A 25,610-nucleotide genomic window follows, 5' to 3' on the forward strand; every position below is an offset into this window, starting at 1 on the left:
CATAAGCAGCACTCCCGAGCCGCTAAACCCATCTGAACACGGCAAAAGCGTAAACAAGCGCGATGACGAGCGGGCCCCACAGCGGCGTGCCGACGAGGCCGAGCCAGGCCAGGAAGATGAAGGCGCTGCCCAGCAGCGAAATGAACAGGCGGTCGCCGCGCGTCGTGTCGAGGCCCAGTATGCCGTGCCGCGGATCGCCGCCCGGCGCGTAATATTCCCACACCGACATGCCGACAAGGCACAGGAAGATGAACAGGAAGAAGGCCGCGGTCGGCCAGGTCCAGGCCATCCAGGAGAGAAATGGTGCAGCTTCCATTTGGGCCCTCCTTTGTCACACGCGGCCAAGGGCAAAGCCCTTGGCGATGTAGTTGCGCACGAAATAGATCACGAAAGCGCCGGGCACGATGGTGAGCGTGCCGGCGGCCGCCAGCAGTCCCAGCTCATAGCCCGACGTGCTGGCGGTGCGTGTCATGGTCGCGGCGATGGGCTTCGCCGCGACCGAGGTGAGCGTCTTGGCGAGCAGCAATTCGACCCAGGAGAACATGAAGCAGAAGAAGGCGGCAACACCGATGCCGGCGGCGATCGTCGGCACGAAGATCTTGAAGAAGAAGCCCCAGAAGGAATAGCCGTCGACATAGGCCGTCTCGTCGAGCTCCTTCGGCACGCCCGACATGAAGCCTTCGAGGATCCACACCGCGAGCGGGATGTTGAACAGCGTATGGGCGAGCGCCACCGCGAGCGGCGTGTCGAAGAGCCCCACCGCCGAATAGAGCTGCAGGAACGGTAGCGCAAAGACCGCGGCCGGCGCCATGCGGTTGGTCAGGAGCCAGAAGAACAGATGCTTGTCGCCAAGGAAGCGGTAGCGCGAGAAGGCATAGGCCGCCGGCAACGCCACGACGACCGACAGCACCGTGTTGATCACCACATAGGTGATCGAATTGATGTAGCCGTTGTACCAGGTCGGATCAGTGAAGATCTTGATGTAATTGTCGAAGGTGAAATCCCGCGGCCACAAAGTGAAGGAGCCCAGGATCTCGTTCGTCGTCTTGAACGACATGTTGATCAGCCAGTAGATCGGCAGCATCAGGAAGAGGATGTAGAGCGTCGGGATGAGCCAGGGAACGCGTTTCATCACCGGGCCTCGTCTTTCATCATCAGCGTGTAGAACAGCCAGCTGAAGAACAGGATGATCAGGAAGTAGATGATCGACATGGCTCCCGCCGGCCCCAGGTCGAACTGGCCGAGGGCGATCTTCTGCAGGTCGATCGACAGGAAGGTCGTGGCATTGCCCGGCCCGCCGCCCGTCAGCACGACGGCTTCGGTATAGATCATGAAGCTGTCCATGAAGCGCAACAAGATGGCGATGGTCAGCACATATTTGAGCTTCGGCAGCTGGATATAGCGGAACACCGCCCAGGGCCTGGCGCCGTCGACCTTCGCCGCCTGGTAATAGGCATCGGGGATCGAGACGAGGCCGGCATAGCACAAGAGCACGACGAGCGAAGTCCAGTGCCAGACATCCATCAGCACCATGGTGAACCAGGCCGAGAAAGGCTGGCGCGTATAGTTGTATTCGATGCCGAGCCCATTGATCAGGCGTCCCAGGAATCCGATATCGGGCAGCGCGAAGATGTTCCACATGGCGCCGACGACGTTCCACGGGATGAGGAGCGGCAAGGCCATGAGCACCAGGCAGACCGAGACCCAGGGCCCCTTGCGCGGCATGGCGAGCGCGATGGCGAGACCCAAGGGGATCTCGATTAGGAGGATGATCGCTGTGAACAGGAGCTGGCGCCCAAGAGCCGCATGGAAGCGGGGCGACTGCAGCACCTGTTCGAACCATTGCACGCCCGCCCAGAAGAACACGTTGTCGCCAAAAGTCTCCTGCACCGAGAAATTCACCACCGTCATCAAGGGGATGATGGCGTTGAAGGCGACCAGCAGCACGACGGGCAGGACGAAGAACCAGGCCTTTTGATTGACGGTCTTGTTCATCAGGACACCATCCATCCGTCTTCGTAGATTTGCGTATGCGCCGGATCGAACTGGAGATGCGCCTGTCTCGTTGGAAGGACCAGGCCTTCGGCGACCAGGAGCTTGATGCTGTGGTCCTGGTGGCGCGTCTCGACGATCCGGTAGCGCCCGGCATCGGCGACCTTCACGATGTCGACCGGAATGCCTTGCGCGCCGAAGCTCACGAATTCCGGCCGGACCCCGAGCTCCAGCACCTTGCCATTGCCCTTGTAGGCCGCGGCATTCGCGGCCGCGACCGCATTGCCGGCAAAGACCGCTCTGCCGCTCTCCACCGTGCAGGGCAGCAGATTCATGCCGGGCGAGCCGATGAAATGGCCGACGAAAGTGTGCTTGGGCTTTTCGAAGAGCTCGATCGGCGTGCCGATCTGCACGATCTGGCCGTCCTTCATGACCACCACCTTCTCGGCGAAGGTCAGCGCCTCCGTCTGGTCATGCGTCACATAGATCATCGTCCGCCGGATGCGGTGATGCAGCTCCTTGAGCTTCGAGCGCAATACCCATTTGAGATGCGGGTCGATGACGGTCAGCGGCTCGTCGAACATGATGACATTGACGTCCGAGCGTACGAGGCCGCGGCCCAGCGAGATCTTCTGCTTGCCGTCGGCGGTCAGGCCCGAGGCGCGCTTATTGAGCATGTGGTCGAGCTCGAGCATCTTGCCGATCTCGCGCACCCTGGCGTCGACCTCCTTTTCGCCGATGCCGCGATTGCGCAACGGGAAAGCCAGATTGTCATAGACCGTCATCGTGTCATAGATGACCGGGAACTGGAAAACCTGGGCGATGTTGCGCTGCTCGGGACTCGCCTGCGTGACATCGGCATTGTTGAACAGGATCCGTCCCTCGGTCGGCGCCAAAAGACCCGAGATAAGATTGAGCAAGGTTGTCTTGCCGCAACCCGAAGGTCCGAGCAGCGCATAGGCGCCGCCATCCGCCAATTCGAGCGACAGCTTCTTCAGCGCCCAGTCCTCGTCGCGCTCAGGGTCGGGCCCATAGGCATGTCGAATGTCCTGAAGCGTGATCTTGGCCATCAGGCGGCTCCTCCGACCAGCCGGTTGTCGCCGTCGAAGAAGAAGCTCTGCTCGACATCGACGAAGAGCCTGGCGGTCGATCCTACCTCGAAAGGATGGATGCCATGCGATTGCGAAACCCAGGTCTGGCCGTTCATGTCGAAATGGACGACGCTTTCCGAACCCGAGAGCTCGGTCACCAGCACGCGACCCTCGATGACGGAGGCGTCTCTGGCATGCGTCACCGGCGTGATGTGGTGCGGCCTTATGCCAATCGTGTAGTTGCCGTCGGGAACCGCCCGCGCGATGCGCGGCGACCGCCAGGTCACCCGGTTCTCGAGCATGATCTCTTCGCCGCGCTTGATCACCTTGGCCGTGTTGATGGGCGGATCGGAGAACACCCTGGCGCTGACGAGATCGAAGGGCTTGCGATAGATGGCCGAGGTCGGCCCGAACTGGGTGACGCGGCCTTCGTAGAGGAGCGCCGTATTGCCGCCGAAGAGCAGCGCCTCCACGGGCTCCGTCGTCGCATAGACGACGATGCAGTTGCGCCCGGCGAAGAGCTTCGGCAATTCATCGCGCAGCTCCTCGCGGAGCTTGTAGTCGAGATTGGCGAGCGGCTCGTCGAGCAGGATGAGATCCGAATCCTTGACGAGCGCGCGGGCGATGGCGGTGCGCTGTTGCTGGCCGCCGGAGAGCTCGTTCGGCCTGCGCTTGAGCATCGGCTTGAGCCGCAGGAGCTCGGACGCCTTCTCGACCCGGTCGTCGATCTCGCTTTGCGCCATGCCGGCGACCCTGAGCGGCGAGGCGATATTGTCGTAGACGGAGAAATTCGGATAGTTGATGAACTGCTGATAGACCATCGAGACATTGCGCTTCTGCACCGGAACGCCCGTCACGTTCCGGCCGTCGAACCAGATCTCGCCCGAGCTCGGCTTGTCGAGCCCCGCCATCAGCTGCATCAGCGTGGTCTTGCCGGCGAGCGTCGTGCCGAGCAGGATATTGAACGTTCCCGGCTCGAGCGTGAGGCTCGTCTCGTGGATATAGACATCCGCGCCGACCCGCTTCGTCACATTCTTGAGTTCAAGAGACATCGGCCGTCCGGACTTTCTCAGACTTGGGCATAGTCTAACGCCTCGAACCCGGGGAGCGCCAGCGGCGTTCCCCGGGAGGTTTGTGCTGCGAGCTTATTTGGTCCAGCGCTTGATCAGCTCGTCATAAGCGATCGTCTGGCCCTGCTCCTTCTCGTTCTCGATCTTGGCATGGGGGCCGCCTTCCTTGCCGAGCCACTCGGAGGGATCCTTCTCCGGGTTGAGCCTCGGGCCGCAGCCGCCATAGGTCTTGTTGGCTTCATCCGCCGCCTGCATGCGGGCCATGACCTGGTCCATTTCGCCGGCCAGACGGTCCATCGCTTCCTGCGGCGTGAAGGCGCCGGAATTGACGTCGCCGATCTGCTGCCACCAGAGCTGCGCCAGCTTCGGATAGTCCGGCACGTTGATGCCGGTCGGCGTCCAGTTCACGCGGTCGGGCGAGCGATAGAACTCGACCAAGCCGCCGAGCTTCGGCGCCCGTTCGGTGAAGGACTCATGGTTGATGTCCGAGTCGCGGATGATGGTGAGGCCGACATGGCTCTTCTTCAGCGACACGGCTTTCGACACCGTGAACTGCGCATAGAGCCAAGCGGCCTTGGCGCGATCGGTCGGCGTCGACTTGAACAAAGTCCAGGAGCCCGTATCCTGATAGCCGAGCTTCTGGCCGTCTTTCCAGTAGACGCCATGCGGCGACGGCGCCATGCGCCAGAGCGGCGTGCCCGCATCATCGACTGTGTTGTTGCCGGCACTCTTCGGCGCCACCATCGAGGCGGTGAAGGCGGTGTACCAGAAGATCTGCTGGGCGACATTGCCCTGGCTCAGCGCCGGCAGCGACTGATAGAAGTCGTAGTCGGCGGCGCCCGGAGGCGCATATTTCCGGAGCCACTCGTCCCATTTCGCGATGGCATAGACCGAGGCCGGGCCGTTGGTTTCGCCGCCGCGCGAGACGGAAGCGCCGGCCGGATTGCACGAATCCTTCTCCATGCGGATGCCCCATTCATCGATCGGGCGTCCATTGGGAAGGCCGGGCGATCCTTCGCCGGCCATCGACAGCCAGGCATCGGTCATGCGCCAGCCGAGATCGGGCGCGCGCTTGCCGTAGTCCATATGGCCATAGACTCGAACACCATCGATCTCCTTCACGTCATTGGTGAAGAAATCGGCGATGTCCTCATAGGCCGACCAGTTGACCGGCACGCCGAGCTCATAGCCGTATTTGGCCTTAAACTTCTCCTTGAGTTCCGGCTTGTCGAACCAGTCCTTGCGGAACCAGTAGAGATTGGCGAATTGCTGGTCGGGCAATTGCCACAACTTGCCGTCGGGCCCCGTGGTGAAGGACTTGCCGATGAAATCATCGACATCGAGCGTCGGCAAGGTGACATCCTTGCCCTCGCCCGCCATCCAGTCGGTGAGGTTGACGGCACTCTGCAGGCGCGAATGCGTGCCGATGAGGTCCGAGTCGTTGATATAGGCGTCGTACAGATTGCGGTTGGTCTGCATCTGCGTCTGCACCGCCTGGACCACCTCGCCCTCGCCCAGGAGCTGGTGGTTCACCTTGATTCCGGTGATCTCCTCGAACGCCTTGGTCAGCGTCTTCGATTCATATTCATGCGTCGGAATGGTTTCCGACAGCACGTTGATCTCCATGCCCTTGAAGGGCTCGCCGGCCTTGGCAAACCATTCGAGCTCCTTCAACTGGTCTTCTTTCGACAGCGTCGTCGGCTGGAACTCGCTCTCCGCCCATTTCTTCGCGGCTTCTGCATCCGCAAAGGCTGGAGCGGCGCCGAGTGCCAGCAGCAAGGCAGCCGCCGATACAGTCTTGAAAAGCGACATCGCTTAGTCCTCCCATTGTGCATGCGGCTTAGCCAAAGGCCCGGAGCGCATGCTCACCCGGTTATCCCGTTGACACCTTCTTGCGGGTCTTCTCGCCCACTTGTTGCCCCATATATGCAGCGAGCGCCGCCTGCTCGGCCGTCGACAGATGCAAGCCGAGCTTGGAGCGTCGCCACAGAATGTCTTCCGCCGTCTGCGCCCATTCCTCCTTCACCAGGTAGTCGACCTCGCGGGCGCTCAGCAGGCCGAAACTCTCGCCGAGATCCTGGGCGAAGCGCGCGCCCTCGAAGATGCGCGCCGCCTTGGTCCCATAGGCCCGGAAGATGCGGCGCGCATTGCGCGGGGTGAGGAAGGAACAGCGGCGCTGGAATTCGGTGATGCGTTGCTCGACCTCGGCAAAAGGGAAATCACCGCCGGGGAGCGCGGCCGCGGCGGTCCATTGCGGCTTGAGGCCGGGGAAGAAGGGCTCGATCTTCTCCAGCACCGCTTCGGCGAGCCTGCGGAAAGTGGTGATCTTGCCGCCGAAGACGGAGAGCAAGGGCGGCTGATTTTCAGGCGCCTCGAGCTTCAGCACATATTCGCGTGTCGCTTCCTGGGCCTTGCTCGCCCCGTCGTCGTAGAGCGGGCGGATGCCGGCATAGGACCAGCGCACCATGGCCACGGTGACCGGCTTCTTGAAATATTCGCTGACCGAGGCGAGGAGATAGTCACGTTCGGAGACCGATATCTCCGGCTTGCCGGGATGGCCCTTATGGTCCTCATCGGTCGTGCCGATCAGGGTGAAATCCCCCTCATAAGGGATGGCGAAGCAGATGCGCCCGTCGCTGTTCTGGAAGATATAGCAGCGGTCATGGTCATAGAGCTTGTCGACCACGATATGACTGCCTTTGACCATGCGGATCTTGTCGGGATTGTTCTGGCCGACGACCGAGCCGAGCACCTCGCTTACCCACGGGCCACCGGTATTGATCAGGAGCTTCGCCTTGACCTCGCTCTTGCCGCCTTGTCCGTCTTCGAGGGCGCAGATCCAATGGCCGCCGTCACGGCGCGCCGAGACGCAGCGCGTGCGTGGCCTGATGTCGGCGCCGCGATCGGCGGCATCGCGCGCATTGAGGACGACGAGACGCGCATCCTCGACCCAGCAGTCCGAATATTCGAAGCCGCGGGTGTAGTCGGCCTTGAGCGGCGCGCCGGTCTCGTCGCGGGTGAGATCGACGCTGCGCGTGGCGGGCAGGATTTTCCGTCCGCCCAGATGGTCATAGAGGAAGAGGCCAAGCCTGAGCACCGGCCAGGACCGCAAGCCCTTGTGATGCGGCAGCACGAAGCGCAGCGGCCTGATGATGTGAGGTGCGGCCCGAAGCAGGACTTCGCGCTCGATGAGCGCCTCGCGCACCAGGCGGAATTCATAATGCTCGAGATAGCGCAGGCCGCCATGGATGAGCTTGGTCGAGGCCGAGGAAGTGCCCGAGGCGAGATCGCCCTGCTCGGCGAGAATGACCTTGAGGCCGCGCCCCGAGGCGTCGCGGGCAATACCCGCGCCATTGATGCCGCCGCCTATGATGGCCAGATCGTAGACGCCCGCTTCGTCCGCCATGCCTCTCCCATTTTTACCGGCGATTCATTCGGACTCGGATTTTGCACATGCGAAAGAAATCTTGTGCAAATGCGAAATAAATGAACCCGCATTTTTCTTTAATCGCTATATTCCGAAAAAAAGCGAAACACAATGAAAATCCGCCGCCTAAAGGTCAGGTTTCTGATCGGGACGGCGTCCTTGCTCGCACACAGCCGTCATCGGGCTGTGAAATTCAGGCTGCCTAGTTCCATCACTTGCCTGGCCGAACATCGGGTGCAAGCTTCGGGCGAAGCACCATCCCATTGACAAGCGATGCACGCCGGCGTGAATTAGTTTCTGTTCTGAAACGCGGGGATACCAATATGTTGAAACTAATTGCAACTACCTTCCTTGGATTGATGGTGCTTGCTTCTTCCGCAACAGCGGACATGACCGAGACAATCGCCCGTCATGAGAAGGATACCAGCTGGCTCTTCATTTCCTCGGCAAACGGCCTGTCGTTCGATGGCACGACAGTCACCCTGTCGGAGGTTTCTCCCCATATTGTGATGTTCACCGATCGCCCGCGCCGCGTGGCCGAGGCCGTCCCGGTGCAAGCCTTTGTCGATGGCTGGACGAAGGGCGGAGACGAGAGCTTCCAGAAAGACCCGCCGAATGCCGGTTTCACCGTGTGGGCCTATGGTGCCTATCAGGTGTCCGTGGTGGAAATCAGCGATCCGGTTTATGACGGACAGAAGCTCTCCTTCAAGGTCAAGCCGGTAGAAGGTCAATTGCCCAAATCCGGCGAACATACTTCTGTTTTCATCGATGGCGGCTGCAGCCCGTGGGATCCGCGCTGCTGACCGCAAGCCAGGCCTTGTCTACGCCGCGGTGAGCCCGCTCGCCGGTTCTTCCGCCGGCAGCGCCACTTCCAGCGTCACGCCATTGTGGCGGCAGATATCGACGATCGTATCGGGCGGCAGCTGGTCGGTGACGAAAGTGTCGATCTGGCTCAGATGCCCGATGCGCACCGGTGCCGAGCGGGTGAATTTCATCGCATCCGAGACCAGGATGGTGCGCCGCGCATTGGCGATGATGGCCTGCGCGGCGCGCACCTCGCGATAGTCGAAATCGAGGAGCGCCCCATCGTCGTCGATCGCCGACACACCGATCACCGCATAGTCGACCTTGAACTGCCGGATGAAGTCGACCGCCGCTTCGCCGACGATGCCGCCGTCGGAACGCCTGACCATGCCGCCGATGACGATAACATCGACGCCGGCACAGGGCGTGAGGGTCGTCGCCACATGGATGTTGTTGGTGATGACGAGCAGCCCCTCATGCTTGACGAGCGCCCGCGCCACTTCCTCGGTGGTGGTGCCGATATTGACGAACAGCGAGCAGTTGTTGGGGATGAGCTGCGCCGCGCGCTCGCCGATCCGCTGCTTCTCATATTCGGCGAGCAATCTGCGCGCCTCATAGGCGACATTCTCGACGCCCGAGGAGAGCAGCGCCCCGCCATGGGTGCGGGTCAGCAGCCGCTGCTCGCACAGATCGTTCAGGTCCTTGCGGATGGTCTGCGGCGTCACATCGAAACGCTCGGCGAGCCCGTCGACCGTCACCTTGCCGGCCTGGCGGGCGATGAGGAGGATTTCGTGCTGGCGGAAATTGAGCGATGTCATAGGCTTTTCCGGTGGATGACGCAGAACGGTCCCGAAAGTCCGGCTTGAGTTTAGAGTGTGGCTGCCCCTATGAAAAGGCTGTTAAGGAGGGCCCCCCATGAGCAAAGCCGATCTGCCGGCCAATCTGGTCATCGTCGACCATCCGCTGGTGCTGCACAAGCTGACCTTGATGCGCGACAAGCACACGCCATCGGCGGTGTTTCGCCAGCTTCTGCGCGAGATCAGCCTGCTGCTCGCCTATGAGGTCGCGCGCGACCTGCCGATGACCACCCAGACGATCGAGACGCCGCTCGCCGAGATGGAAGCGCCGATCCTCAAGGGCAAGAAGCTGGTGATCGTCTCGATCCTGCGCGCCGGCCAGGGGCTTCTCGAAGGCATGCTCGATCTCATGCCTTCGGCCCGCGTCGGCCATATCGGCATCTACCGCAACCCGGAAACGCTTGAGCCGGTCGAATACTACATGAAGGTGCCGGAGGATATTGCCGAGCGCCGGGTGATCGTCGTCGATCCCATGCTCGCCACCGGCAATTCGGTTTCGGCCGCCATCCAGCGGCTCAAGGACAAGGGGGCCAAGGACATCAAGCTCGTCTGCCTGTTGTCGGCGCCGGAAGGCATCCGGCATGTGAATGCCGACCATCCCGATGTGCAGATTTTCACCGCCGCGGTCGACCGCAAGCTCAACAGTCACGGCTATATCGTTCCGGGCCTCGGCGATGCCGGCGACCGCATGTTCGGCACCAAATAGCGCTTCGACACCTGAACGCCGAGTCAGTTAGGGCTTCATTAGCCATGTGCGGCGCTTTTTGCTTTCGCCAAGGTTTAAGCAGGAATTGGCGGGCAGAATCCTGACCCAAGAAGACCAGCAGGACATGGCGCCGACGATGCAGACCCAGCTCATATGCCCCAATGGATCGCGGCCGCGCATCCTGTTCGCGGAGGATTCGGAAACGGTCCGCCAGGTGACCGCCGCCCTCTTGCGGCGCATGGGTTGCGATGTCGATGCCGTCGAGCATGGCGAGGAGGCGCTCTTTCATGCGCGCCGGCAGAGCTATGACCTGGTGCTGCTCGATATCGAGATGCCGGTGATGGACGGCATGATCGCCGCGCGCGCCATACGCGCTCTGGGCGGTGGCGCGGCACGCACGCCGCTCATGGCGTTGTCGGCCTATCTCGCCGACTGGCACAAGGGCGGGCACTGGCATGAATGCTTCGACATGGCCTTGCCGAAGCCGGCGGGGCGCAGCGAGCTGCAAATGGCGATCCAGAAGATCCTGCGCTGATCAGTGAAAGAAGAAGGCCGCTAACCGGTCATTAACGACGATCGCATGATCGAGAGAAGGCGCGATCACGTTTTGCCTTCAGATCGTAACGATCTGAAACGATCGTGATCGCACTGGCGATGGAAAGGCTCAGTCCTCGCTATCGGCCTTGGTGACCAGATGATTCTCGAGGGAATTGAGCATATGGAGGAATTCCGCGAGTTCCGGGCTCACACGCACCGGCCGGTTGGCGTGCCCTTGATAGGGCTCCGTGCGATCTGACGCCTCGACGCTACGCATAGTTTCTTCTCCCTGTGCACTCTTGCTCATAACACGCTTGATCTAAGAATTACCTAAGACACACTACGACGCATAAGGTGACTCGGATCCAAATGGACGGTTCATCCCGCGTTCATGTTTAAAGATGGGTGATGAGACGGGCGCTCGCGGGGCTGAAGCCGGGCCATTTCGTGGCGAAACAAAAAAACACAAAAGCGTGATGAAATTACCACAGGTTCCTGTGCGTATAGTTGCTGTGCAAGCCAACGCCATTTTCGGGGAGAGACATATGGTGAAGCCAGCTAACATGTTGAAGATCGTGCCTGCCGTCGCCGTCATTGCGACGCTCGGAGCCACGCTCGCTTTCGCAGGAGCGATCGAAGACCGCCAGGCTGGAATGAAGCAGGTCGGCAAGGCTATGGGCGCTTTCGCCGGAATCGCCAAGGGCGAAGCTCCTTATGATGCGGCAGTCGTGAAGACCAATGCCGATTCGATGCGTGAAGCCTGGAAGAAGGCTTTTGCGAATTTCACGGCCGGTAGCGAAAAGGGACCGCCCGAAACCTATGCCAAGGCCGAAATCTGGAGCGATCCGGAAGGTTTCAAGGCCGCCGAGGACGCGGCTTTCAAGGCGTTGGACGCCCTGGCCGCAACAAGCGACGAGGCCGGATTCAAGACGGCCTTGGGCGGACTGGGCGAAGCCTGCAAGGGCTGTCACACCAAATTCCGCCGGCCGAAGGACTAGGCCTGCTGAGGAAAAGGATCATCACCAAAAAGAGACTGCTCGGCCTGGTGGGGCTCGCCCTGCTCGGCGGAGCAGTCCTTTGGCTTGCCTCCGCACCGCGGCCGCTGGGGCCGGAGGCGATCCCGCAGCACCAGGCCAATGCGGCGAACGGCGAGCTCGTCTATACCATTGGCGGCTGCATCAACTGCCACAAGCCTGATCCGGCGAACGCCTCCGCCGATGCAGCACTGCCCTCGGGCGGAGCCCCGCTCAAGACCCCGATCGGCGTCCTCTATCCGCCCAATCTGACACCCGATCCGGCGACGGGCCTCGGCAAATGGAGCGAGCTTGATTTCATCAATGCCGTCCAGCGCGGCATCTCGCATTCCGGCAGCAACGACATCCCGGCCTTTCCTTATACGTCCTATGCCGCCATGCGCACCGAGGACGTGCTCGACTTGCACGCCTATCTGATGACGCTGAAGCCCGTTGCCGCCGAGAACAAGCCGGACGACATCCCCTTTCCCTTCATCCTGCGCCGCGGCGTCGGTTTGTGGAAATGGATCGGCTTCTCGGATGCGAAATGGCAGCCCGACCCGAAGCAGACGGCGAGCTGGAATCGCGGCGCTTATCTGGTGAACGGCCCTGGTCATTGCGGCGAATGCCACACGCCGCGCACTATCTTCATGGTGCGCGACGACGCCCGCGCCTTTGCCGGAGGGCCCCATCCCGAAGGCGACGGGCGCGTGCCGTCCCTGCGCGGCCTCATCGAGCGCAAACGCTACAAGGATGCCAAGGATCTCGTGTCGGCGATGCAGTTCGGCGAGACGCTGGGCTATGACGAGCTGTCATCGGGCGGCATGGGCGCTGTCCAGACCAACCTGTCGAAACTGCCGGAAGCCGATCTCCAGGCGATCGCCGAATACCTGGTCAGCTTGAAATAAGAGAAGGCTATCCCGCCTTCTTCTCTTCCTTGCCATAGTAATAGTTCGCTTGCCGGCCATAGACGGCGCCGCGCAGGAGGCGGCGCATGCCTTCCGACTTGCGCAAGGGATCGATGACGACGCGCATCGCATCATGGGCGAAGACCTTGATGCCGTCGATCGTCGGTGACGCGCCGGGCGGCTTTTGCGGCAGGCCGAAATGCCGGAGCGTGCCGTTCATCAGCCTGATCTTGTTGAGGCGGTTCACTTCCGGCGTCTTCCAGGTCATCGCCATGGAGACCGAATGGCGCCCGCCGGTCTTCACCCAATGCGGCCAGAGATAGGGCAGATGCACCGCATCGCCTTCCTTCATCGCGAAGACTTGCGCGCGCTCCTCGTAGGAAGGCTGATAATGCTGGTTGCGATGTTTGGAGGGCGAGATCTCCATCGCTTCCTCGGAGACGAGGCTGCGGTCGTGATTGTCGAAGATATGGACGAACTTGTCGCCCCTGATCTGGATCAGGATGTTCTCCTCGGCATCGACATGGAACGGCGTCGTCGAATTGGCCGAAGACACGAAGATGAAGCCTTGCAGGTCGCTATAGTCATGGGCCCTCTTGCCGGCCGCCGCCTGCGCCGCATCGACGAAGCCGGCGAGGATCGCTGCATAATCAGGATCGCTCTCGACGCCCTTGATCACCATCCAGGCATTGGCCTCTTCGATGCGCTTGATCACCTCAGGCGGCGCCATGTAGATCGAAGGGATGTCTTCCGCTCTCTGGCCCGGCAGAAGCTTGCCGGAATTGTACTCGATGCGGTCGCGCGGCATCGACTGCGCGAGCTTGACCAGGCGCTCGAGCGTGAAGAGCGGATGATCCGCCAGCCCATGCTTCAGCGCGAAGGGCGCTTTGAGGAATTTCTCCCGCGCCACATCGGCGTCGATGGTGACGATGCTCATGATTTCTGCCTCCCGGTTATTCGATAGACCAGCGCTTTGGCCGAGCTGCGAAGCCTGCGTCTCGTCGTCTCGGCCTTGCGCAGCAGGTCGAATGAAATGGATGAAAGCTCTGGTCCCTTGATCATCACATCGCAAAGCGCCAGCCGGTCGCGCCAGATATTGTTGATCATCGGATGATTGGGGATGGCGCAGGAATCGACCAGAGCGAGCCGCTCCTTGTCGATCAGCCTTTCGGTCGCGTCGAGCACCAGCATCACGCCCGGCGAATATTTCGCGAAGGTCTCGTCATAAGCGATCTTGCCGAGCCAGCCCTGATTGCCCTTGACGAGCCCCGACATCACGGCGATGGGCTTGCCGTCGAAGGCGATCTTCCACAGCCTGAGGCTGCCTTCGGCTGCAAGACGGTGCAGAGCTTCGCGGAATGCTGTCGCCATGGCGGCATCGGCTGCAAGGGCCGTGCCGCGCCGGCCCTTCCAGCCCCTGGCCTCGAGCGCGATCAACTCGTCGATCCAGGGATCGAGTGGATCGCCCGCGGCCCAGGCGAGGCTCTCGAGCTTCCCCTCCTCACCGAGCCTGGCTCTGAGACGCCTGAATTCCTTGCGCCTCTTGCGCTCGAAATTGCCGTTGAACCACTCATCGAAACTGGCCTTGGGCAGGAGGATGGCGCGTTCCCAGCGATCGAGGACTTCGAGCGTCCCTTGGCTTTCCGCCACCGCCCGCCCCAGCATGTCCCAGAATGGGCCAGTCGCCGGCACATTGCTGAGAATGAGGGCTTTGCCGCTGAGGCTCGCCAGGAAGGCTTTGAGGATGGCCTCGGGCCGCTCCTGGTCGATGAGCGGGGTACCGAGGAAGCTCAAGGGCGAGGTCCAGGAGCGCCTTAAGGGGCCTCGTCCGGGTCTGAGCGCCAGGAGCCCGCACAGCGTGCCGCCGCGCCAGAGCGCCACGACCTCCGCCGGCTGCCTGGCCCAGCCATGCTTGAGCACCGGCGCAAGCCAGCTTTCCAGATGGGAGCCCGCGGGCATGCCGGCGCGCTCGCCAAGCGCCTGCCAGGCCGGCGATATTTTCTCGAAATGGGCGAGCGTGGTGAGCGCCTCGACGCGGATGGCTTCCGCCGTGCCGAAACTCGCCGTCATGTTCATGGCCGATACCAGGAGGTGGCGCCCTTGTCCGTGGCCGGAAAGAAACGGCGCGTCAGAAGGATGGTGGCGAGCGCTTCGAAGACGAAGGCGGCCGCTATGGCCGTGGCAGCGCCTTCGATCCCGAAGCGCGGGATGAGGGCCAAGCCCAATCCGCCGTTGATCAGCAGTGTCGCGAACAAGATCATCGCCGCTTTGTCCTGGTGGCCAGACACCGCTAGCAAGTTCTGCGCCGGTCCGGCCGCGGCGCGCGCCAGAAGCCCGACCGCCAGGATGAACATCACCGGATAGGCCGCGACGAATTCCGCGCCGAACAGCCAGAGCAGCGGCTTGCCCAGAGCGAGCAGCACGACGGCGCCAAGTGCCGAGGGCCAGAAGCACCATTTCTGCATCCGCGCCAGGAACCTACCGATCTCACGCGTTTCGCCACGTGCATGGAGGGCCGCGAATCTCGGCATCGCCACGGCGCTGATCGAGAAATGCACGAAGGCGATGAGCGAGATCGTCTTGAGTGCGGCGAAATAAATGCCGATCCGGTCGGGAGGAATGCGCAGGAATTCGAGCAGCAGCACGTCGAGATTGAGGATGAACAAGGTGAAGCCGTCGATCATGAGGAGCGGCAGCGAGGTGCGGACCCACAATGGGACCGCATAAGCGGGCTTCACTTTCGGCACCCTGCCGCCGAAGCGCAGTCTCTGCGCCAGATATTGCGTGAGCGCCGTCAGCCAACAGGCGATGACGAGGGCCAACGCCGCGGTTGCGGCACCGGGCGGATGCGCCAAGGCATAGGCGATGCCGATGAAGACGAAGAGCAGGATGGGCCTGAGGATATAGGGCGGGATGAGGGCCAGATCGATCCAGCCCTGGGATCGGCCGACGCCGTCCTGGAAATCGGTGAGGCCGTAAGCCGGGAGGCTGATCAGCGCGAGACTCAGGGGCAGGAGATAGACGGGCTCGACGATCCCTGCCCAGCGATGGACGATGAGAGCCGCAAGGATCGCGGCGACGGCGCCGACACCGAAGGCAATCGCCCGCCCGGTTCTGAGAAAGCCGCGGAACAGGTCCCAGTTTTCCCGCTCGCGATATTCCGGCAGGAAACGCACCACCGATGTGGCGAAACCGGCCGAGACCAGCGACCCGAGCACGATGATCCACACCCAGCCATAGGAGAAGACGCCGAATTCGAAGGCGCCCATCCAGCGGGCGAGGAATATCTGGGTCAGGAAAGCGAGAACCGCCGAGGCGATGCGCACCGTGAAGGCCGCCAAGGCGCCACGCCCGGAGCGCGCGCCCTCGCCGCTGCCGGTCAGCAGCGTCTCGGCCGGCTCGCGCAAGGCCGGCGGCACGAATTTCAACAGTCGGTCCATCCTGCCCCGTCGCTTGCAAAAGGAAGGCCGCTTTCTGGTTTACGTAGCGAGCGCGGCGCAAGATAGGGTCGAAAGCCTAAGCTTCCCTTTGGCGGCGTGGTTAACGCTTGGGCAGGGCTAGTTAGTCCTGCGTTGACCCGAAAGCGGTGTGGCTTGCATCGAAGGCCTCTGCGCGAAGTCATCGAACCAGCGGGTGAGCCGCGGCCGTTCCTGTCGGAAGGACGGCAATTGCCGGAACTCGATCCAGTCGAGCGCCGTGGCGAGCGCGATGTGGCCGACATGGAGGGGCGCCCCGGCGTCGAGCTCCGCCTCGAGCCAGTCATAGCTGGCGAGGAGCTTTTCAGCGTAGCCTTCGGCGAGCGGCGGATAGCGCAGCTCCGGCGGCCGGCGATAGGTTTCCCATCTGAGCGCGATCCCGGCATCGCAGAGGCCCTGCGCCATGGCCTGGAGTTGCAAGGCATCCCAGCGCGCCTCGCCTTCCCGGGGGATCAGGCTCCTCCCCTCGCTCAGCGAGTCGAGATAGGCGCAGATGACGTCCGAATCGAAGATCGGCTTCTGGCCGGGCCGGATGAGCACGGGAACCTTGCCGAGTGGATTCTCGGCGAAGACGGTGTCATTGCGGCGCGTCGGGCTGGTCTCGTGATGGATGACCTCGAGACGATGCGCGAGCCCGGCCTCATGCGCGAAGACCAGCGCCTTGCGCGCATAGGGCGAATGGGTCTGGTAGTAGAGCTTCATCGCGATGATGAAGCGGAGCGGATCTTAGAACTCGCTCTTGGGCTCGAGGATCTGGCGGCCCTTATACATGCCGGTCTTGAGGTCGACATGATGCGGACGGCGCAGCTCGCCGGACTTCTTGTCTTCGATCCAGGTGACGGTCATGAGCTTGTGGCCCGAGCGGCGCATGCCGATGCGGCTGCGGGACATTTTCTTGCGTGGAACGGCCATCGAAACTCTCCATGAAACAAAAGGCGCAAGCCCGGCCGGGCCGGGGCGCCGAAAAAGATGGGGGCTTATAGCGGGCTTCTGAGCCCAAGACAAGTCACATAGGGCCCCATGATGTTCATCCGGGCCATGATCCGCTGGGCGACCCCGCTGACCCGTTTTGACGGCCTTCCGGCGCTTCTCTTGATCGGATTGGGCAGGACGGCCGCCAGGAGTGCCGCCTCCCGCTTGGTCAACTTGGCCGCCGGCTTCTTGAAGTGATAGCGCGACGCGGCTTCCGCCCCATAGACGCCGGGCGCCCATTCGACGATGTTGAGATAGACCTCGATCATGCGGCGTTTAGTCCAGATGAGGTCCATCCAGTAGGCGAGCGGCAGCTCGAGCACCTTGCGGATCGGATTGCGGCCGTCCCACAGGAACAAATTCTTGGCGGTCTGCATGGAAATGGTGCTGGCACCCCGGATCGGCCCCTCGCCGTCGCCATCGGTCGCCTCATCGAGGACATCGCTGAATTCGATCCAGTCGACGCCATTATGCGAGCAGAAGCGCGCATCCTCCGACGAGACGACGGCAAGCGGCAGATAGGGCGAGATCTTATCGAGACTCACCCAGTCATAGGAAATGCCGTTGCCATTGACGAGGCGGGTGATCATCAGATTGGAAACGGGCGGCGGCACCACCGCATAGACGAAGGTCATCAGCAAAGGCCACAAGGCGATAAAGACGGCCACCGTGGCGATCCGGCGCGGCCATGGGTCGAAACGGCTGAGGAAGCCACGGTTGAGCCAGCTCTTTCGCGCCACAGGCAAGGTCCCGCTTCTTGTGCCGGCGGGGCTGTCCGGCTGTGCCCCGCGCCTCGTCAGAAGCGCTCGCCGCTTGACCCCGATATCAGTCATGACCCTGCATGTGCAACGGGGTCGGAGGACATCGCTCGTCGCGCAAAAAGATAGATAATGACATCGAGGCCGGTGGTCATGATGCGTCCTGGTTGCGCGCTGGTTGAGTTTACCCCGCCCTCTCGGTACAGGTGTCGCAAACTAGCACAGGAATTGGCTTTGGCGTCACTCTTGGATTTCGAGCAGCATCTCAAGGCCTTCGCTGCGGCGATCGAGGCGCATCTCGACCGTCTCCTGCCGACGGAAGCGGCACCCGCCCCGCGTCTCGTCGAGGCGATGCGCTATGCCTTGCTGGCGCCGGGCAAGCGGATCAGGCCTTTCTTCGTGGCCGAGAGCGCCCGTCTCTTCGGCGTGGATGCGCGCCAGGCCTTGCAGGCGGGTGCGGCGATCGAATGCGTGCACTGCTATTCGCTCGTCCATGACGACCTGCCGGCGATGGACGATGACGACCTGCGCCGCGGCCGCCCCACCGTGCACAAGGCCTTCGACGAAGCCACCGCGATATTGGCGGGCGATGCGCTTTTGACCTTCGCTTTCGAGATCCTGGGCGCGCCCGAGACGCATCCCGATGCGAGCGTGCGCGTGGAACTGGTGAGCGAGCTCGCCCGGGCGGCGGGCAAGGACGGCATGGCCGGCGGTCAGATGCTCGATCTCGAAGCCGAGAGCGCCCGCATCGCCGATATCGACCGCATCATCACCTTGCAGGCGATGAAGACCGGCGCGCTCTTCCGCTTCGCCTGTCTTTCCGGCGCGATCATGGGCAAGGCCGGCGGGGCCGAGCGCCAAGCCTTGACAATCTATGCCGACAGGATCGGGCTCGCTTTCCAGATCACCGACGACATCCTCGATGTCGTTGCCTCGAGCGCCGCCCTCGGCAAGGCGACCGGCAAGGACCAGGCCGCCGGCAAGGCGACTTTCGTGGATCTTCTCGGTCTGGCCGGCGCCAAGGCCGAGGCACGGAAACTGGTGCAGGAGGCCAAGGACGCGATACGAGGATTTGGCGGCAAGGCCCATGTCTTCACCGCCGCCGCCGACTATGTGGCGGGACGGGAGAAATAGCCGGTCAGATCATCGGCAGGCCGCGCGGCTTGACGCCCAGCGGGAAGGCCTCTTCGAGACGCGCAATATCGGCATCGCTGAGCGTGACGGCGCTCGCCTTGGCGTTCTCTTCCACATGCGAAAGGCGCGCCGCTTTCGGGATGGCGAAGACGGAAGCCTTGCGCGTGAGGAAAGCGAGCGCCACCTGATGCAGGCTCAAGCCCTTGGCCTTGGCGACATCGGCCAGCACATAGCCGCCCTTGCTGTTGCGCGCCGGGAAGCCCGCATGGCCGAAGGGACTATAGGCCACCACCGCGACATCATGCTGCTCGCACCAGGGGATGACCGCATGCTCGATGGCGCGCTCACCCAGATGATAGAGCACCTGGTTGCAGGCGATCCGGCCCTTGCCCGCGATGGTGAGGGCTTCGGCGAGATCCTCCTCGTCGAAATTGCTGACACCCCAGGAGAGGATCTTGCCCTCGCGCTTGAGCTCCTCGAAGGCGGCGAAGGTCTCGGCCAGGGGATGCTGGCCGCGCCAATGCAATAGATAGCAATCGAGCCGATCGGTCTTCAGACGCTTGAGCGACGCTTCGCATGCGCGGCGCGTTCCAGCCTTGGAGGCATTGGTCGGCAGGACCTTGGACACGAGGAAGACGTCGTCGCGCACGTCCCGGATCGCCTCGCCGACGATCGTCTCGGCGGCGCCTGCGCCATACATCTCCGCCGTGTCGATATGGTTGAGGCCAAGCTCGACGCCCCGCCGCAAGGCCGCGATGGCGACGAGACGATCGGCCTGCTCGATATACCAGGTGCCCTGGCCGATGACGGAAACATCTGCCTGTGCTGCGCCAAAGCGTCGTTTCTGCATGAATCAGTCTCCGATTATGCCCGTCTCGAATTCTCTTCGATGTGGAAATAGGCTGAATCGCCAACGAGCTCGCCCATCAGGTCATCGACCGCCGTCACCAGCATGTCGCACCTTTTGCGCAGATCCGAGTCGGGCCGCTCGCCACGGCTGCAAGCGATGGAGAGATTGCGTGTGATGGCGAGACATTGGACGAAATGCTGACGGTCGGAGAAGCTGAAGGGGCGGCTCATGGGTCACTCGCTATGGTGGATCGGGGAAGTGAGATCATAGAACGAATGAGGAACAAAGTTCAATGATTTTTGCCGGCCGCCTCGAGATTTTCCTGCCCCCAGCGCTCCTTGACGTAAGTTTCGACGATGGACTTGAACTGGTTGGCGATATCGGCGCCGCGCAAGGTCGCGATCTTCCTGCCGTCGACATAGACCGGAGCTGACGGCAGCTCGCCGGTTCCCGGCAGCGAGATCCCGATATCGGCATGCTTGGATTCGCCCGGGCCGTTGACGATGCAGCCCATCACCGCGAGCTGCAAAGTCTCGAAGCCCGGATAGTCGCGGCGCCAGTCGACCATGCGCTCGCGCACATAGGTCTGGATGTCCTGGGCGAGCTCCTGGAAGACGGTCGAGGTGGTGCGCCCACAGCCGGGACAGGCGATGACTATGGGCGCGAAGGATCGGAGGCCCATGGTCTGCAGGATCTCCTGCGCGACGGTGACCTCGCGGGTGCGGTCGCCGCCGGGCTCGGGTGTCAGCGAGATGCGGATCGTGTCGCCGATGCCCTCTTGCAGGAGGACCGAGAGGGCCGCCGTCGAGGCGACGATGCCTTTCGAGCCCATGCCGGCTTCGGTGAGGCCGAGATGCAGCGCATAGTCGCAGCGTTTCGCCAGCAGCCGATAGACGGCGATCAGATCCTGCACTTCCGAGCATTTGGCCGAGATGATGATTTTGTCGGCACCAAGACCCAGTTCGCGCGCCCGTGCAGCCGACAGCACGCCTGATTGCACCACCGCCTCGTGCATCACGGCCCTGGCTTCGATCGGCGCCGAAGACTTGGCATTCCGGTCCATGAGCTCGGTCAACAGCGCCTGGTCGAGCGAGCCCCAATTGACGCCGATGCGGACAGGCTTGTCGAATTTGAGCGCAATCTCGATCATCATGCCGAAATTGCGGTCCTTCTTCTCCTTGAAGCCGACATTGCCGGGATTGATGCGGTATTTCGCCAAGGCCTCGGCGCAGGCCGGATACTGGCTGAGCAGCATATGGCCGTTATAGTGGAAGTCGCCGACGATCGGCACATCGAGCCCCGTGGCCCTGACCCGGTCGCGAATATGGGGAACCGCGGCTGCCGCTTCCTCACGGTCGACGGTGATGCGCACGATCTCGGAACCCGCTTTGTGAAGCTCCACGATCTGCCGCGCCGTCCCCTCGATATCCGCCGTGTCCGTATTGGTCATGGACTGCACGACGATCGGCGCACCGCCGCCGATCGTGACGGAACCGGTCGCAACGCCAATCGATTTTCTGCGGGGCAGGAGCATGCGGGGTTAATTGGTCTTCGGCAGCGCCAAGGTCAAGACAAACAGCGCCGCAGCCATGAGCACGATCGAGGGGCCGGAGGGTGAATCGAGGAGGCCCGAAAGGATGAGCCCCGCCACCACCGCGACCATGCCGATGAGGCTTGCTGCGACCGCCATGCCCTCGGGCGAGCGCACCATGCGCCGCGCCGCCGCTGCCGGGATGATGAGGAGTGCGGTGATGAGCAGGATGCCGACGATCTTCATGGCGACGGCGATGAGGACGGCGATCAGCAGCACGAAGCCCACTTCCACTCTTTGCGCCTTGACGCCCTCGGCGGTGGCGAGTTCCTCATGCACGGTCAGCGCCAGGAGATCGCGCCACAGATAGGCGATGCCGATCATCACCGCGGCACCCCCGAGCCACACCCAGAGAATGTCCTCGCGCGTCACGGTGAGGATGTCGCCGAAGAGCAGGCTCATCAGGTCGAAGCGCACCCAGGTGAGAAGGCTCGCCACCACGATGCCTGCGGCGAGTGCCCCATGCGACAGGATGCCGAGCAGCGTGTCGGTGGCGAGCTCGCGCTGCGAGCGCAGCGCCAGGAGGGCGATGGCGAGCGCCACGGTCGTGGCGATGACGCCGAGGGTGAGATCGACGCCGAAGAGGAGGCCGAGGCCCACGCCGAGCAGCGAGGCATGAGCCAGCGTCTCGCCGAAATAGGCCATGCGCCGCCAGACGATGAAGCAGCCGACCGGCCCGGCGATCGCAGCGATCCCGAGTCCGGCGATGAGCGCCCGCTGGAAGAAGGGTTCGAAGAAGATGGTCATGCTTCTATTCCCCTCCCCCTTGCAGGGAGGGGTTAGGGGTGGGGGTTGTTTCAGCCGTCGCTCTGCACGACGAAGAATGGAGGGACCACCCGACCCCCACCCTTGATCCCTCCCCGCAAGGGGGAGGGAAAATATGACGATCAATGCTTATGGTCATGGTGCTTGTGATCATGGCTGTGGCCGTGGCTCAGATCGTGGCTTTCATGATCGTGATCGTGATGATGCGAATAGGCCGCGATCACCCGCGCCGCCTGCGGACCGAAGAGTTTTGCAAATTCGGGATCGTGCCTGACCGCTTCCGGTCCGCCTTCGCAGCAGACATGGCCGTTGAGGCAGATGACCCGGTCGCTTTCCGCCATGACCATATGGAGGTCATGACTCACCATCAGGATGCCGCAGCCATGCTGCCGCCTGATCTCCGAGATGAGCTCATAGAGCTTCGTCTCGCCGATGAAGTCGACCGCCTGTACCGGCTCGTCGAGCACCAGGAGCTCAGGCTTGCGCAAGAGTGCCCGCGCCAGGAGCGCCCGCTGCAACTCGCCGCCCGACAGCGAGGCGACGGATGCATCCTTCAGATGCGCGATGCCGGTCTCGGCGAGTGCCGCATCGATATCCGCGGGCGCAGGTCTCAGCGTCAGCGACAGGAGTCGCTTCACGTCGAGCGGTACATTGGGCGCCAGCGGGAAGCGCTGCGGCACATAGCCGACGCGCAAGGATGGATTGCGCAGGACGCGCCCGCCGGTCACCGCCTGGAGGCCCAGGAGCACGCGCACCAGCGACGACTTGCCGGCGCCATTGGGGCCGATGAGGGTCACGATCTCGCCAGGCATCACATCGATATCGACATGATCGAGGATGACGCGGTTGCCCAGTGTGAGGGAAATGCCGCGGCCTTCGATGAGCGGCTCGCCGTGAACCAGCGCGTCCATGATGGTCAGGCGCTCCCGGCGCAATGGCTGCAGCGGCCCGAAATCTCGATGACGGTGCGCTCAGGTCTGAAACCCTGCGCCGCCGCCTGCCGGCCGAGGCCTGAGAAGGTCTCGGGACTGTCGAGCTCGGCGACGATGCCGCAGCCTTCGCAAATGAGGAGGGCTGCAGGCTCGCCCTCATGCGCATGCGAGCAGGCGATGAAGGCATTGCGGCTCTCGATCTTGTGCACCAGGCCATGCGCCAGGAGGAAATCGAGCGCCCGATAGACGGTGATCGGCGCCGGGCGCGGCCCGTTGGCGGCCATGCGCTCGATGATCTCATAGGCGCCGGCCGCCTGATGGCTCTGGGCCACGCAGTCGAGCACGTCGCGGCGCTGCGTGGTGAGCCTGGAGCCGCGACGCTCGCAGATGCGCTCGGCCCGTTTCACGAGATCGGCGGTGCAGTGATCGTGGTTGTGACGGGGATCGGGGAAGCTCATGACTGTTATATTATAACAGTCTCCTTGAATTTCAAACCTTGATATCGGCGAGCCAATGGCGCGCAGCCTCGAGGGTCTCCTCGGGCGTCTCCAGCGTCGGGAGGTGGCCGCAATCGGCGATCTCGACATAACGGGCATAGGGTATGAGTCCCGCCATCCGCAAGCCGTCCGCCGCCGGGGCGAACTGGTCATGCACGCCCCATAGCAGAAGCGTCGGACAGGCGATGCGCCCGATGTCGTTCCAGCGGTCGGGGCGTGTCGCCAGGGCATCGGCCTGGCGTGCCACCTTGAGCGGGTCCGAGCGCCGCGCCATGGCCAGGAACTTGTCGGCCGCCCATGGCCCGCGCTCGCCCGGCAGATGCGTGATCATCTTGTAGAACTGCTGGTAGACGTCTTCGGCCTCGCCGCCGCGCAATTTGGCGCTGCGCTCGAGCCCGGCCTGTGGGCTTGCGATCGCGCCCGCCCCTGCCCCGATGATCCACAGGCCTTTCACGCGTTCGGGTGCCGCGAGCGCCACCTCCCGCGCCACATGGCCGCCGAAGGACGTGCCCATGACGATGAAGTCGCCCTCGATTTGGCCCAGCAGCTTCTCGGCGCAGGCCGCGAGCGTCGCCTCATAGGGGATGATGATCCGTGGACTGACGAGATCGGAGAGCGCCGGGATAATGTCCTCATAGAGGCCTTCATCGCAGCACAGAGCGGGGATCATGACGAGCGGGATCATGCGCGCACAACCTCCACCCAACCGGCGGGGTTTGAAGGACGATAATCCTGACGCGATTGCCGGGCCGGATACAGGGATTTGCAGGGATTATCAGGGAGTTTTCGCAAAAATATACCGAGTCTAGTTATATCAAAGGGTTAGCCTTCATGAGCAGGGAATTTTCCCTGCAGATCTACAGGGAAAACAGGATCGGCGATCATAGGACATTTTCCACAAGAAGCGGACGCATTGTCCTATCGTGAGATTCTCCAACGGTTTGGCCCACGATTGCAAGGGCTGCCGGCTCTTTTCCCGCTCTCAATTCGAACCCTTCCGCATTTCCCGCATCATTCGGGTCGAGTCGCCCCAGGTGGAAAGCCAGATCAGCATGTCGGTCAGGGCGCCAATGAGGGCGACGGCGCCACGCTGGACTGGCCCGGCTCCGCCACGGCGCACTTGCGCTTCATGCAGATGCGACAGCTCCTCGTCCTGAATGGAGGAGATCAGCGATTTGAGCTCGGCATCGCGACCTTCGAGATAGCCGAGCTGGTCCACCAGATGGCGATGGACCGCGCTCTCGACCGCCTCGGTGCAGATCCAGATCATGCGCTGGCCCAAGAGCGCGGTCGCAAAGCCCAGCACGAAGCCGCCGAGGCTCCAGAAGGACATGACCCGGCAGGGTCGAGCGCCCCTCGCCGGCATGGCGTCGCGGAACAGGCGGCAATGCTCGATCTCATGTTCCCTTATGTCCGACAGCGGCGCAACGATGGCGGGATAGAACCGGCGCGCGATCCAGATCTGCGCCCCATAGATGCGGATAGCGCCATATTCGCCGGCGTGATTGACCTTGAGAATCCGTCCGATGGTGATTTCGGGCGCCATCGTGTTCCTTTTTGCCGGCGACCCATTCAACACCGCAAGCCGTCACAATGACGCGTGGCGTTTCGCCAACAAACGGGCGCGGAAAATCCACGCTCTCTCGTCCGTCCAATTCACAATTGGATCCGCCGCGCTCATGCGAGATGGCTCAAGGTGGATTGGCTATTAGATTTTCCTCTGGCCAGCCAAAGTGACGGCGAAACTGCCGGCTCTCAACCCAGCCAATAGCGCGGGCCCGAACCTTTGCGCCCGGCCCGATCGGACGGGTTCGCCAAGCGGCAGCGGTCAATCGACAGGCAGCCGCAGCCGATACACTCGGTGAGTCCGAGGCGCAGCCGTTCGAGCTCGGCGATCCGTTCATCGATGCGTCGGGTCCATTGCGCCGAAAGCCGCCCCCAGTCGCGGCGCGTTGGCACCCGGTCGGCAGGGAGCTTCCCCAGCTCGCCCGCGATCTCCTCCAGCGAGAGTCCTATCCGCTGGGCGAAGACGATGAAGGCGATGCGCCGCAGCACCGAGCGCGGATAGCGGCGATGGCCGGAACCTGCGCGCTCCGAGGTGATGAGGCCGCGCTCCTCGTAGAAGCGCAGCGCCGACGAGGCGATGCCGCTGCGGCGCGAAACATTGCTGATGGTGAGCATCGTCTCCATGCCCGAATAAAAGCACGATTACCTCTTGACTTCAAGTTCA

The 25,610-nt window shown here is 62.7% G+C and carries 30 protein-coding genes; 6 read left to right on the plus strand and 24 right to left on the minus strand.

What is annotated here, in order from left to right; genetic code table 11:
• Positions 1-22 precede the first annotated feature (22 nt).
• The 7 genes from DS839_RS13845 to glpD form a co-directional block, all read right to left on the minus strand.
• Entirely contained in the window at positions 23-316 is a 294-nt protein-coding gene (locus tag DS839_RS13845; RefSeq protein WP_119270939.1) for a DUF2160 domain-containing protein, read from the minus strand.
• 15 nt (positions 317-331) lie between these two features.
• A complete protein-coding gene (locus tag DS839_RS13850) occupies positions 332-1,132 on the minus strand; it encodes a carbohydrate ABC transporter permease (RefSeq protein ID WP_119270940.1) in 801 nt (266 codons plus the stop codon).
• The gene (locus DS839_RS13855) at positions 1,132-1,995 is read right to left on the minus strand and encodes a carbohydrate ABC transporter permease (RefSeq protein ID WP_119270941.1); all 864 of its coding nucleotides are present in this window, start codon (positions 1,993-1,995) and stop codon (positions 1,132-1,134) included. Before DS839_RS13855 ends, DS839_RS13850 begins: the two co-directional genes overlap by 1 nt.
• Positions 1,995-3,062, minus strand: coding sequence for an ABC transporter ATP-binding protein (locus tag DS839_RS13860; protein WP_119270942.1), 1,068 nt, complete (start codon positions 3,060-3,062; stop codon positions 1,995-1,997). Before DS839_RS13860 ends, DS839_RS13855 begins: the two co-directional genes overlap by 1 nt.
• Positions 3,062-4,135, minus strand: a complete 1,074-nt coding sequence (locus DS839_RS13865) for an ABC transporter ATP-binding protein (RefSeq protein WP_119270943.1) — start codon at positions 4,133-4,135, stop codon at positions 3,062-3,064. Before DS839_RS13865 ends, DS839_RS13860 begins: the two co-directional genes overlap by 1 nt.
• 93 nt (positions 4,136-4,228) lie before the next feature.
• The gene (locus DS839_RS13870; protein WP_119270944.1) at positions 4,229-5,965 is read right to left on the minus strand and encodes an ABC transporter substrate-binding protein; all 1,737 of its coding nucleotides are present in this window, start codon (positions 5,963-5,965) and stop codon (positions 4,229-4,231) included.
• A gap of 61 nt (positions 5,966-6,026) precedes the next feature.
• Entirely contained in the window at positions 6,027-7,559 is a 1,533-nt protein-coding gene (gene glpD / locus DS839_RS13875) for a glycerol-3-phosphate dehydrogenase (RefSeq protein WP_119270945.1), read from the minus strand.
• A gap of 344 nt (positions 7,560-7,903) precedes the next feature.
• On the opposite strand from glpD, the gene DS839_RS13880 reads away from it, so the two are divergent.
• Entirely contained in the window at positions 7,904-8,383 is a 480-nt protein-coding gene (locus DS839_RS13880; protein WP_162918513.1) for a hypothetical protein, read from the plus strand.
• Between the two features lie 18 nt (positions 8,384-8,401).
• On the opposite strand, the gene DS839_RS13885 is transcribed toward DS839_RS13880, so the two are convergent.
• Positions 8,402-9,202 carry a DeoR/GlpR family DNA-binding transcription regulator gene (locus tag DS839_RS13885; RefSeq protein ID WP_119270947.1) on the minus strand — a complete coding sequence of 267 codons (801 nt, stop codon included), beginning with the start codon at positions 9,200-9,202 and terminating at the stop codon, positions 8,402-8,404.
• Positions 9,203-9,299: 97 nt separating this feature from the next.
• Here DS839_RS13885 and upp point away from each other — a divergent pair, with 97 nt between their 5' ends.
• Both upp and DS839_RS13895 read left to right on the plus strand, forming a co-directional pair.
• Positions 9,300-9,947, plus strand: coding sequence for a uracil phosphoribosyltransferase (upp, locus tag DS839_RS13890; protein WP_119270948.1), 648 nt, complete (start codon positions 9,300-9,302; stop codon positions 9,945-9,947).
• Positions 9,948-10,032: 85 nt separating this feature from the next.
• Complete coding sequence (locus tag DS839_RS13895) at positions 10,033-10,482, plus strand: response regulator (RefSeq protein WP_162918514.1); 450 nt, start codon at positions 10,033-10,035, stop codon at positions 10,480-10,482.
• Between the two features lie 129 nt (positions 10,483-10,611).
• On the opposite strand, the gene DS839_RS36450 is transcribed toward DS839_RS13895, so the two are convergent.
• Positions 10,612-10,761, minus strand: a complete 150-nt coding sequence (locus DS839_RS36450; RefSeq protein WP_162918515.1) for a hypothetical protein — start codon at positions 10,759-10,761, stop codon at positions 10,612-10,614.
• Positions 10,762-10,885: 124 nt separating this feature from the next.
• Between DS839_RS36450 and DS839_RS13900 the strand changes: the two genes are divergently transcribed.
• Positions 10,886-11,482, plus strand: a complete 597-nt coding sequence (locus tag DS839_RS13900; protein WP_119270950.1) for a c-type cytochrome — start codon at positions 10,886-10,888, stop codon at positions 11,480-11,482.
• A gap of 47 nt (positions 11,483-11,529) precedes the next feature.
• Positions 11,530-12,405: a c-type cytochrome gene (locus DS839_RS13905; protein WP_162918516.1), complete on the plus strand. Its 876-nt coding sequence runs from the start codon at positions 11,530-11,532 to the stop codon at positions 12,403-12,405.
• A gap of 7 nt (positions 12,406-12,412) precedes the next feature.
• Here DS839_RS13905 and DS839_RS13910 read toward each other — a convergent pair whose 3' ends face one another.
• The 6 genes from DS839_RS13910 to mtgA form a co-directional block, all read right to left on the minus strand.
• The gene (locus tag DS839_RS13910; protein ID WP_119270952.1) at positions 12,413-13,342 is read right to left on the minus strand and encodes a cupin-like domain-containing protein; all 930 of its coding nucleotides are present in this window, start codon (positions 13,340-13,342) and stop codon (positions 12,413-12,415) included.
• A complete protein-coding gene (locus DS839_RS13915) occupies positions 13,339-14,481 on the minus strand; it encodes a GNAT family N-acetyltransferase (protein ID WP_119270953.1) in 1,143 nt (380 codons plus the stop codon). Before DS839_RS13915 ends, DS839_RS13910 begins: the two co-directional genes overlap by 4 nt.
• The gene (locus tag DS839_RS13920) at positions 14,478-15,845 is read right to left on the minus strand and encodes a lipopolysaccharide biosynthesis protein (protein WP_119270954.1); all 1,368 of its coding nucleotides are present in this window, start codon (positions 15,843-15,845) and stop codon (positions 14,478-14,480) included. Before DS839_RS13920 ends, DS839_RS13915 begins: the two co-directional genes overlap by 4 nt.
• A gap of 117 nt (positions 15,846-15,962) precedes the next feature.
• Positions 15,963-16,583 (minus strand): glutathione S-transferase family protein, encoded by a 621-nt coding sequence (locus DS839_RS13925; RefSeq protein ID WP_119270955.1) that lies wholly within the window; start codon positions 16,581-16,583, stop codon positions 15,963-15,965.
• 24 nt (positions 16,584-16,607) lie between these two features.
• The gene (gene rpmF / locus DS839_RS13930) at positions 16,608-16,793 is read right to left on the minus strand and encodes a 50S ribosomal protein L32 (protein WP_119270956.1); all 186 of its coding nucleotides are present in this window, start codon (positions 16,791-16,793) and stop codon (positions 16,608-16,610) included.
• Positions 16,794-16,858: 65 nt separating this feature from the next.
• Positions 16,859-17,686 (minus strand): monofunctional biosynthetic peptidoglycan transglycosylase, encoded by an 828-nt coding sequence (gene mtgA, locus DS839_RS13935; protein WP_119270957.1) that lies wholly within the window; start codon positions 17,684-17,686, stop codon positions 16,859-16,861.
• Positions 17,687-17,845: 159 nt separating this feature from the next.
• On the opposite strand from mtgA, the gene DS839_RS13940 reads away from it, so the two are divergent.
• On the plus strand, positions 17,846-18,745 hold the full coding sequence (locus DS839_RS13940) for a polyprenyl synthetase family protein (protein ID WP_368911623.1): 900 nt from the start codon (positions 17,846-17,848) through the stop codon (positions 18,743-18,745).
• 4 nt (positions 18,746-18,749) lie between these two features.
• On the opposite strand, the gene DS839_RS13945 is transcribed toward DS839_RS13940, so the two are convergent.
• From DS839_RS13945 to soxR, 9 genes are all read right to left on the minus strand, one after another.
• Positions 18,750-19,595 carry an aldo/keto reductase gene (locus tag DS839_RS13945; protein ID WP_119270958.1) on the minus strand — a complete coding sequence of 282 codons (846 nt, stop codon included), beginning with the start codon at positions 19,593-19,595 and terminating at the stop codon, positions 18,750-18,752.
• A 14-nt stretch (positions 19,596-19,609) separates the two neighbouring features.
• The gene (locus DS839_RS13950) at positions 19,610-19,825 is read right to left on the minus strand and encodes a hypothetical protein (RefSeq protein WP_119270959.1); all 216 of its coding nucleotides are present in this window, start codon (positions 19,823-19,825) and stop codon (positions 19,610-19,612) included.
• 59 nt (positions 19,826-19,884) lie between these two features.
• A complete protein-coding gene (ispG, locus tag DS839_RS13955) occupies positions 19,885-21,129 on the minus strand; it encodes a flavodoxin-dependent (E)-4-hydroxy-3-methylbut-2-enyl-diphosphate synthase (RefSeq protein ID WP_119270960.1) in 1,245 nt (414 codons plus the stop codon).
• 6 nt (positions 21,130-21,135) lie between these two features.
• Complete coding sequence (locus tag DS839_RS13960; RefSeq protein ID WP_119270961.1) at positions 21,136-21,933, minus strand: iron chelate uptake ABC transporter family permease subunit; 798 nt, start codon at positions 21,931-21,933, stop codon at positions 21,136-21,138.
• Positions 21,934-22,073: 140 nt separating this feature from the next.
• The gene (locus tag DS839_RS13965) at positions 22,074-22,862 is read right to left on the minus strand and encodes an ATP-binding cassette domain-containing protein (protein WP_119271225.1); all 789 of its coding nucleotides are present in this window, start codon (positions 22,860-22,862) and stop codon (positions 22,074-22,076) included.
• Between the two features lie 5 nt (positions 22,863-22,867).
• A complete protein-coding gene (locus DS839_RS13970; RefSeq protein ID WP_119270962.1) occupies positions 22,868-23,341 on the minus strand; it encodes a Fur family transcriptional regulator in 474 nt (157 codons plus the stop codon).
• Positions 23,342-23,372: 31 nt separating this feature from the next.
• Positions 23,373-24,065 carry an alpha/beta fold hydrolase gene (locus DS839_RS13975; RefSeq protein WP_119270963.1) on the minus strand — a complete coding sequence of 231 codons (693 nt, stop codon included), beginning with the start codon at positions 24,063-24,065 and terminating at the stop codon, positions 23,373-23,375.
• A gap of 297 nt (positions 24,066-24,362) precedes the next feature.
• Positions 24,363-24,926, minus strand: coding sequence for a demethoxyubiquinone hydroxylase family protein (locus tag DS839_RS13980; RefSeq protein ID WP_119270964.1), 564 nt, complete (start codon positions 24,924-24,926; stop codon positions 24,363-24,365).
• 209 nt (positions 24,927-25,135) lie between these two features.
• Positions 25,136-25,570 (minus strand): redox-sensitive transcriptional activator SoxR, encoded by a 435-nt coding sequence (soxR, locus tag DS839_RS13985; protein WP_119270965.1) that lies wholly within the window; start codon positions 25,568-25,570, stop codon positions 25,136-25,138.
• Between the last annotated feature and the right edge of the window lie 40 nt (positions 25,571-25,610).

The sequence above is a fragment of the Taklimakanibacter deserti genome, from assembly GCA_003574785.1.

What these genes read in the sequence shown, in the direction of transcription:
- DS839_RS13845 (WP_119270939.1), bottom strand. Translation starts at nt 316, where the DNA reads ATGGAAGCTGCACCATTTCTCTCCTGGATGGCCTGGACCTGGCCGACC.
- DS839_RS13850 (WP_119270940.1), bottom strand. Translation starts at nt 1,132, where the DNA reads ATGAAACGCGTTCCCTGGCTCATCCCGACGCTCTACATCCTCTTCCTG.
- DS839_RS13855 (WP_119270941.1), bottom strand. Translation starts at nt 1,995, where the DNA reads ATGAACAAGACCGTCAATCAAAAGGCCTGGTTCTTCGTCCTGCCCGTC.
- DS839_RS13860 (WP_119270942.1), bottom strand. Translation starts at nt 3,062, where the DNA reads ATGGCCAAGATCACGCTTCAGGACATTCGACATGCCTATGGGCCCGAC.
- DS839_RS13865 (WP_119270943.1), bottom strand. Translation starts at nt 4,135, where the DNA reads ATGTCTCTTGAACTCAAGAATGTGACGAAGCGGGTCGGCGCGGATGTC.
- DS839_RS13870 (WP_119270944.1), bottom strand. Translation starts at nt 5,965, where the DNA reads ATGTCGCTTTTCAAGACTGTATCGGCGGCTGCCTTGCTGCTGGCACTC.
- glpD (WP_119270945.1), bottom strand. Translation starts at nt 7,559, where the DNA reads ATGGCGGACGAAGCGGGCGTCTACGATCTGGCCATCATAGGCGGCGGC.
- DS839_RS13880 (WP_162918513.1), top strand. Translation starts at nt 7,904, where the DNA reads ATGTTGAAACTAATTGCAACTACCTTCCTTGGATTGATGGTGCTTGCT.
- DS839_RS13885 (WP_119270947.1), bottom strand. Translation starts at nt 9,202, where the DNA reads ATGACATCGCTCAATTTCCGCCAGCACGAAATCCTCCTCATCGCCCGC.
- upp (WP_119270948.1), top strand. Translation starts at nt 9,300, where the DNA reads ATGAGCAAAGCCGATCTGCCGGCCAATCTGGTCATCGTCGACCATCCG.
- DS839_RS36450 (WP_162918515.1), bottom strand. Translation starts at nt 10,761, where the DNA reads ATGCGTAGCGTCGAGGCGTCAGATCGCACGGAGCCCTATCAAGGGCAC.
- DS839_RS13900 (WP_119270950.1), top strand. Translation starts at nt 10,886, where the DNA reads ATGGGTGATGAGACGGGCGCTCGCGGGGCTGAAGCCGGGCCATTTCGT.
- DS839_RS13910 (WP_119270952.1), bottom strand. Translation starts at nt 13,342, where the DNA reads ATGAGCATCGTCACCATCGACGCCGATGTGGCGCGGGAGAAATTCCTC.
- DS839_RS13915 (WP_119270953.1), bottom strand. Translation starts at nt 14,481, where the DNA reads ATGAACATGACGGCGAGTTTCGGCACGGCGGAAGCCATCCGCGTCGAG.
- DS839_RS13920 (WP_119270954.1), bottom strand. Translation starts at nt 15,845, where the DNA reads ATGGACCGACTGTTGAAATTCGTGCCGCCGGCCTTGCGCGAGCCGGCC.
- DS839_RS13925 (WP_119270955.1), bottom strand. Translation starts at nt 16,583, where the DNA reads ATGAAGCTCTACTACCAGACCCATTCGCCCTATGCGCGCAAGGCGCTG.
- rpmF (WP_119270956.1), bottom strand. Translation starts at nt 16,793, where the DNA reads ATGGCCGTTCCACGCAAGAAAATGTCCCGCAGCCGCATCGGCATGCGC.
- mtgA (WP_119270957.1), bottom strand. Translation starts at nt 17,686, where the DNA reads ATGACTGATATCGGGGTCAAGCGGCGAGCGCTTCTGACGAGGCGCGGG.
- DS839_RS13945 (WP_119270958.1), bottom strand. Translation starts at nt 19,595, where the DNA reads ATGCAGAAACGACGCTTTGGCGCAGCACAGGCAGATGTTTCCGTCATC.
- DS839_RS13950 (WP_119270959.1), bottom strand. Translation starts at nt 19,825, where the DNA reads ATGAGCCGCCCCTTCAGCTTCTCCGACCGTCAGCATTTCGTCCAATGT.
- ispG (WP_119270960.1), bottom strand. Translation starts at nt 21,129, where the DNA reads ATGCTCCTGCCCCGCAGAAAATCGATTGGCGTTGCGACCGGTTCCGTC.
- DS839_RS13960 (WP_119270961.1), bottom strand. Translation starts at nt 21,933, where the DNA reads ATGACCATCTTCTTCGAACCCTTCTTCCAGCGGGCGCTCATCGCCGGA.
- DS839_RS13965 (WP_119271225.1), bottom strand. Translation starts at nt 22,862, where the DNA reads ATGGACGCGCTGGTTCACGGCGAGCCGCTCATCGAAGGCCGCGGCATT.
- DS839_RS13970 (WP_119270962.1), bottom strand. Translation starts at nt 23,341, where the DNA reads ATGAGCTTCCCCGATCCCCGTCACAACCACGATCACTGCACCGCCGAT.
- DS839_RS13975 (WP_119270963.1), bottom strand. Translation starts at nt 24,065, where the DNA reads ATGATCCCGCTCGTCATGATCCCCGCTCTGTGCTGCGATGAAGGCCTC.
- DS839_RS13980 (WP_119270964.1), bottom strand. Translation starts at nt 24,926, where the DNA reads ATGGCGCCCGAAATCACCATCGGACGGATTCTCAAGGTCAATCACGCC.
- soxR (WP_119270965.1), bottom strand. Translation starts at nt 25,570, where the DNA reads ATGGAGACGATGCTCACCATCAGCAATGTTTCGCGCCGCAGCGGCATC.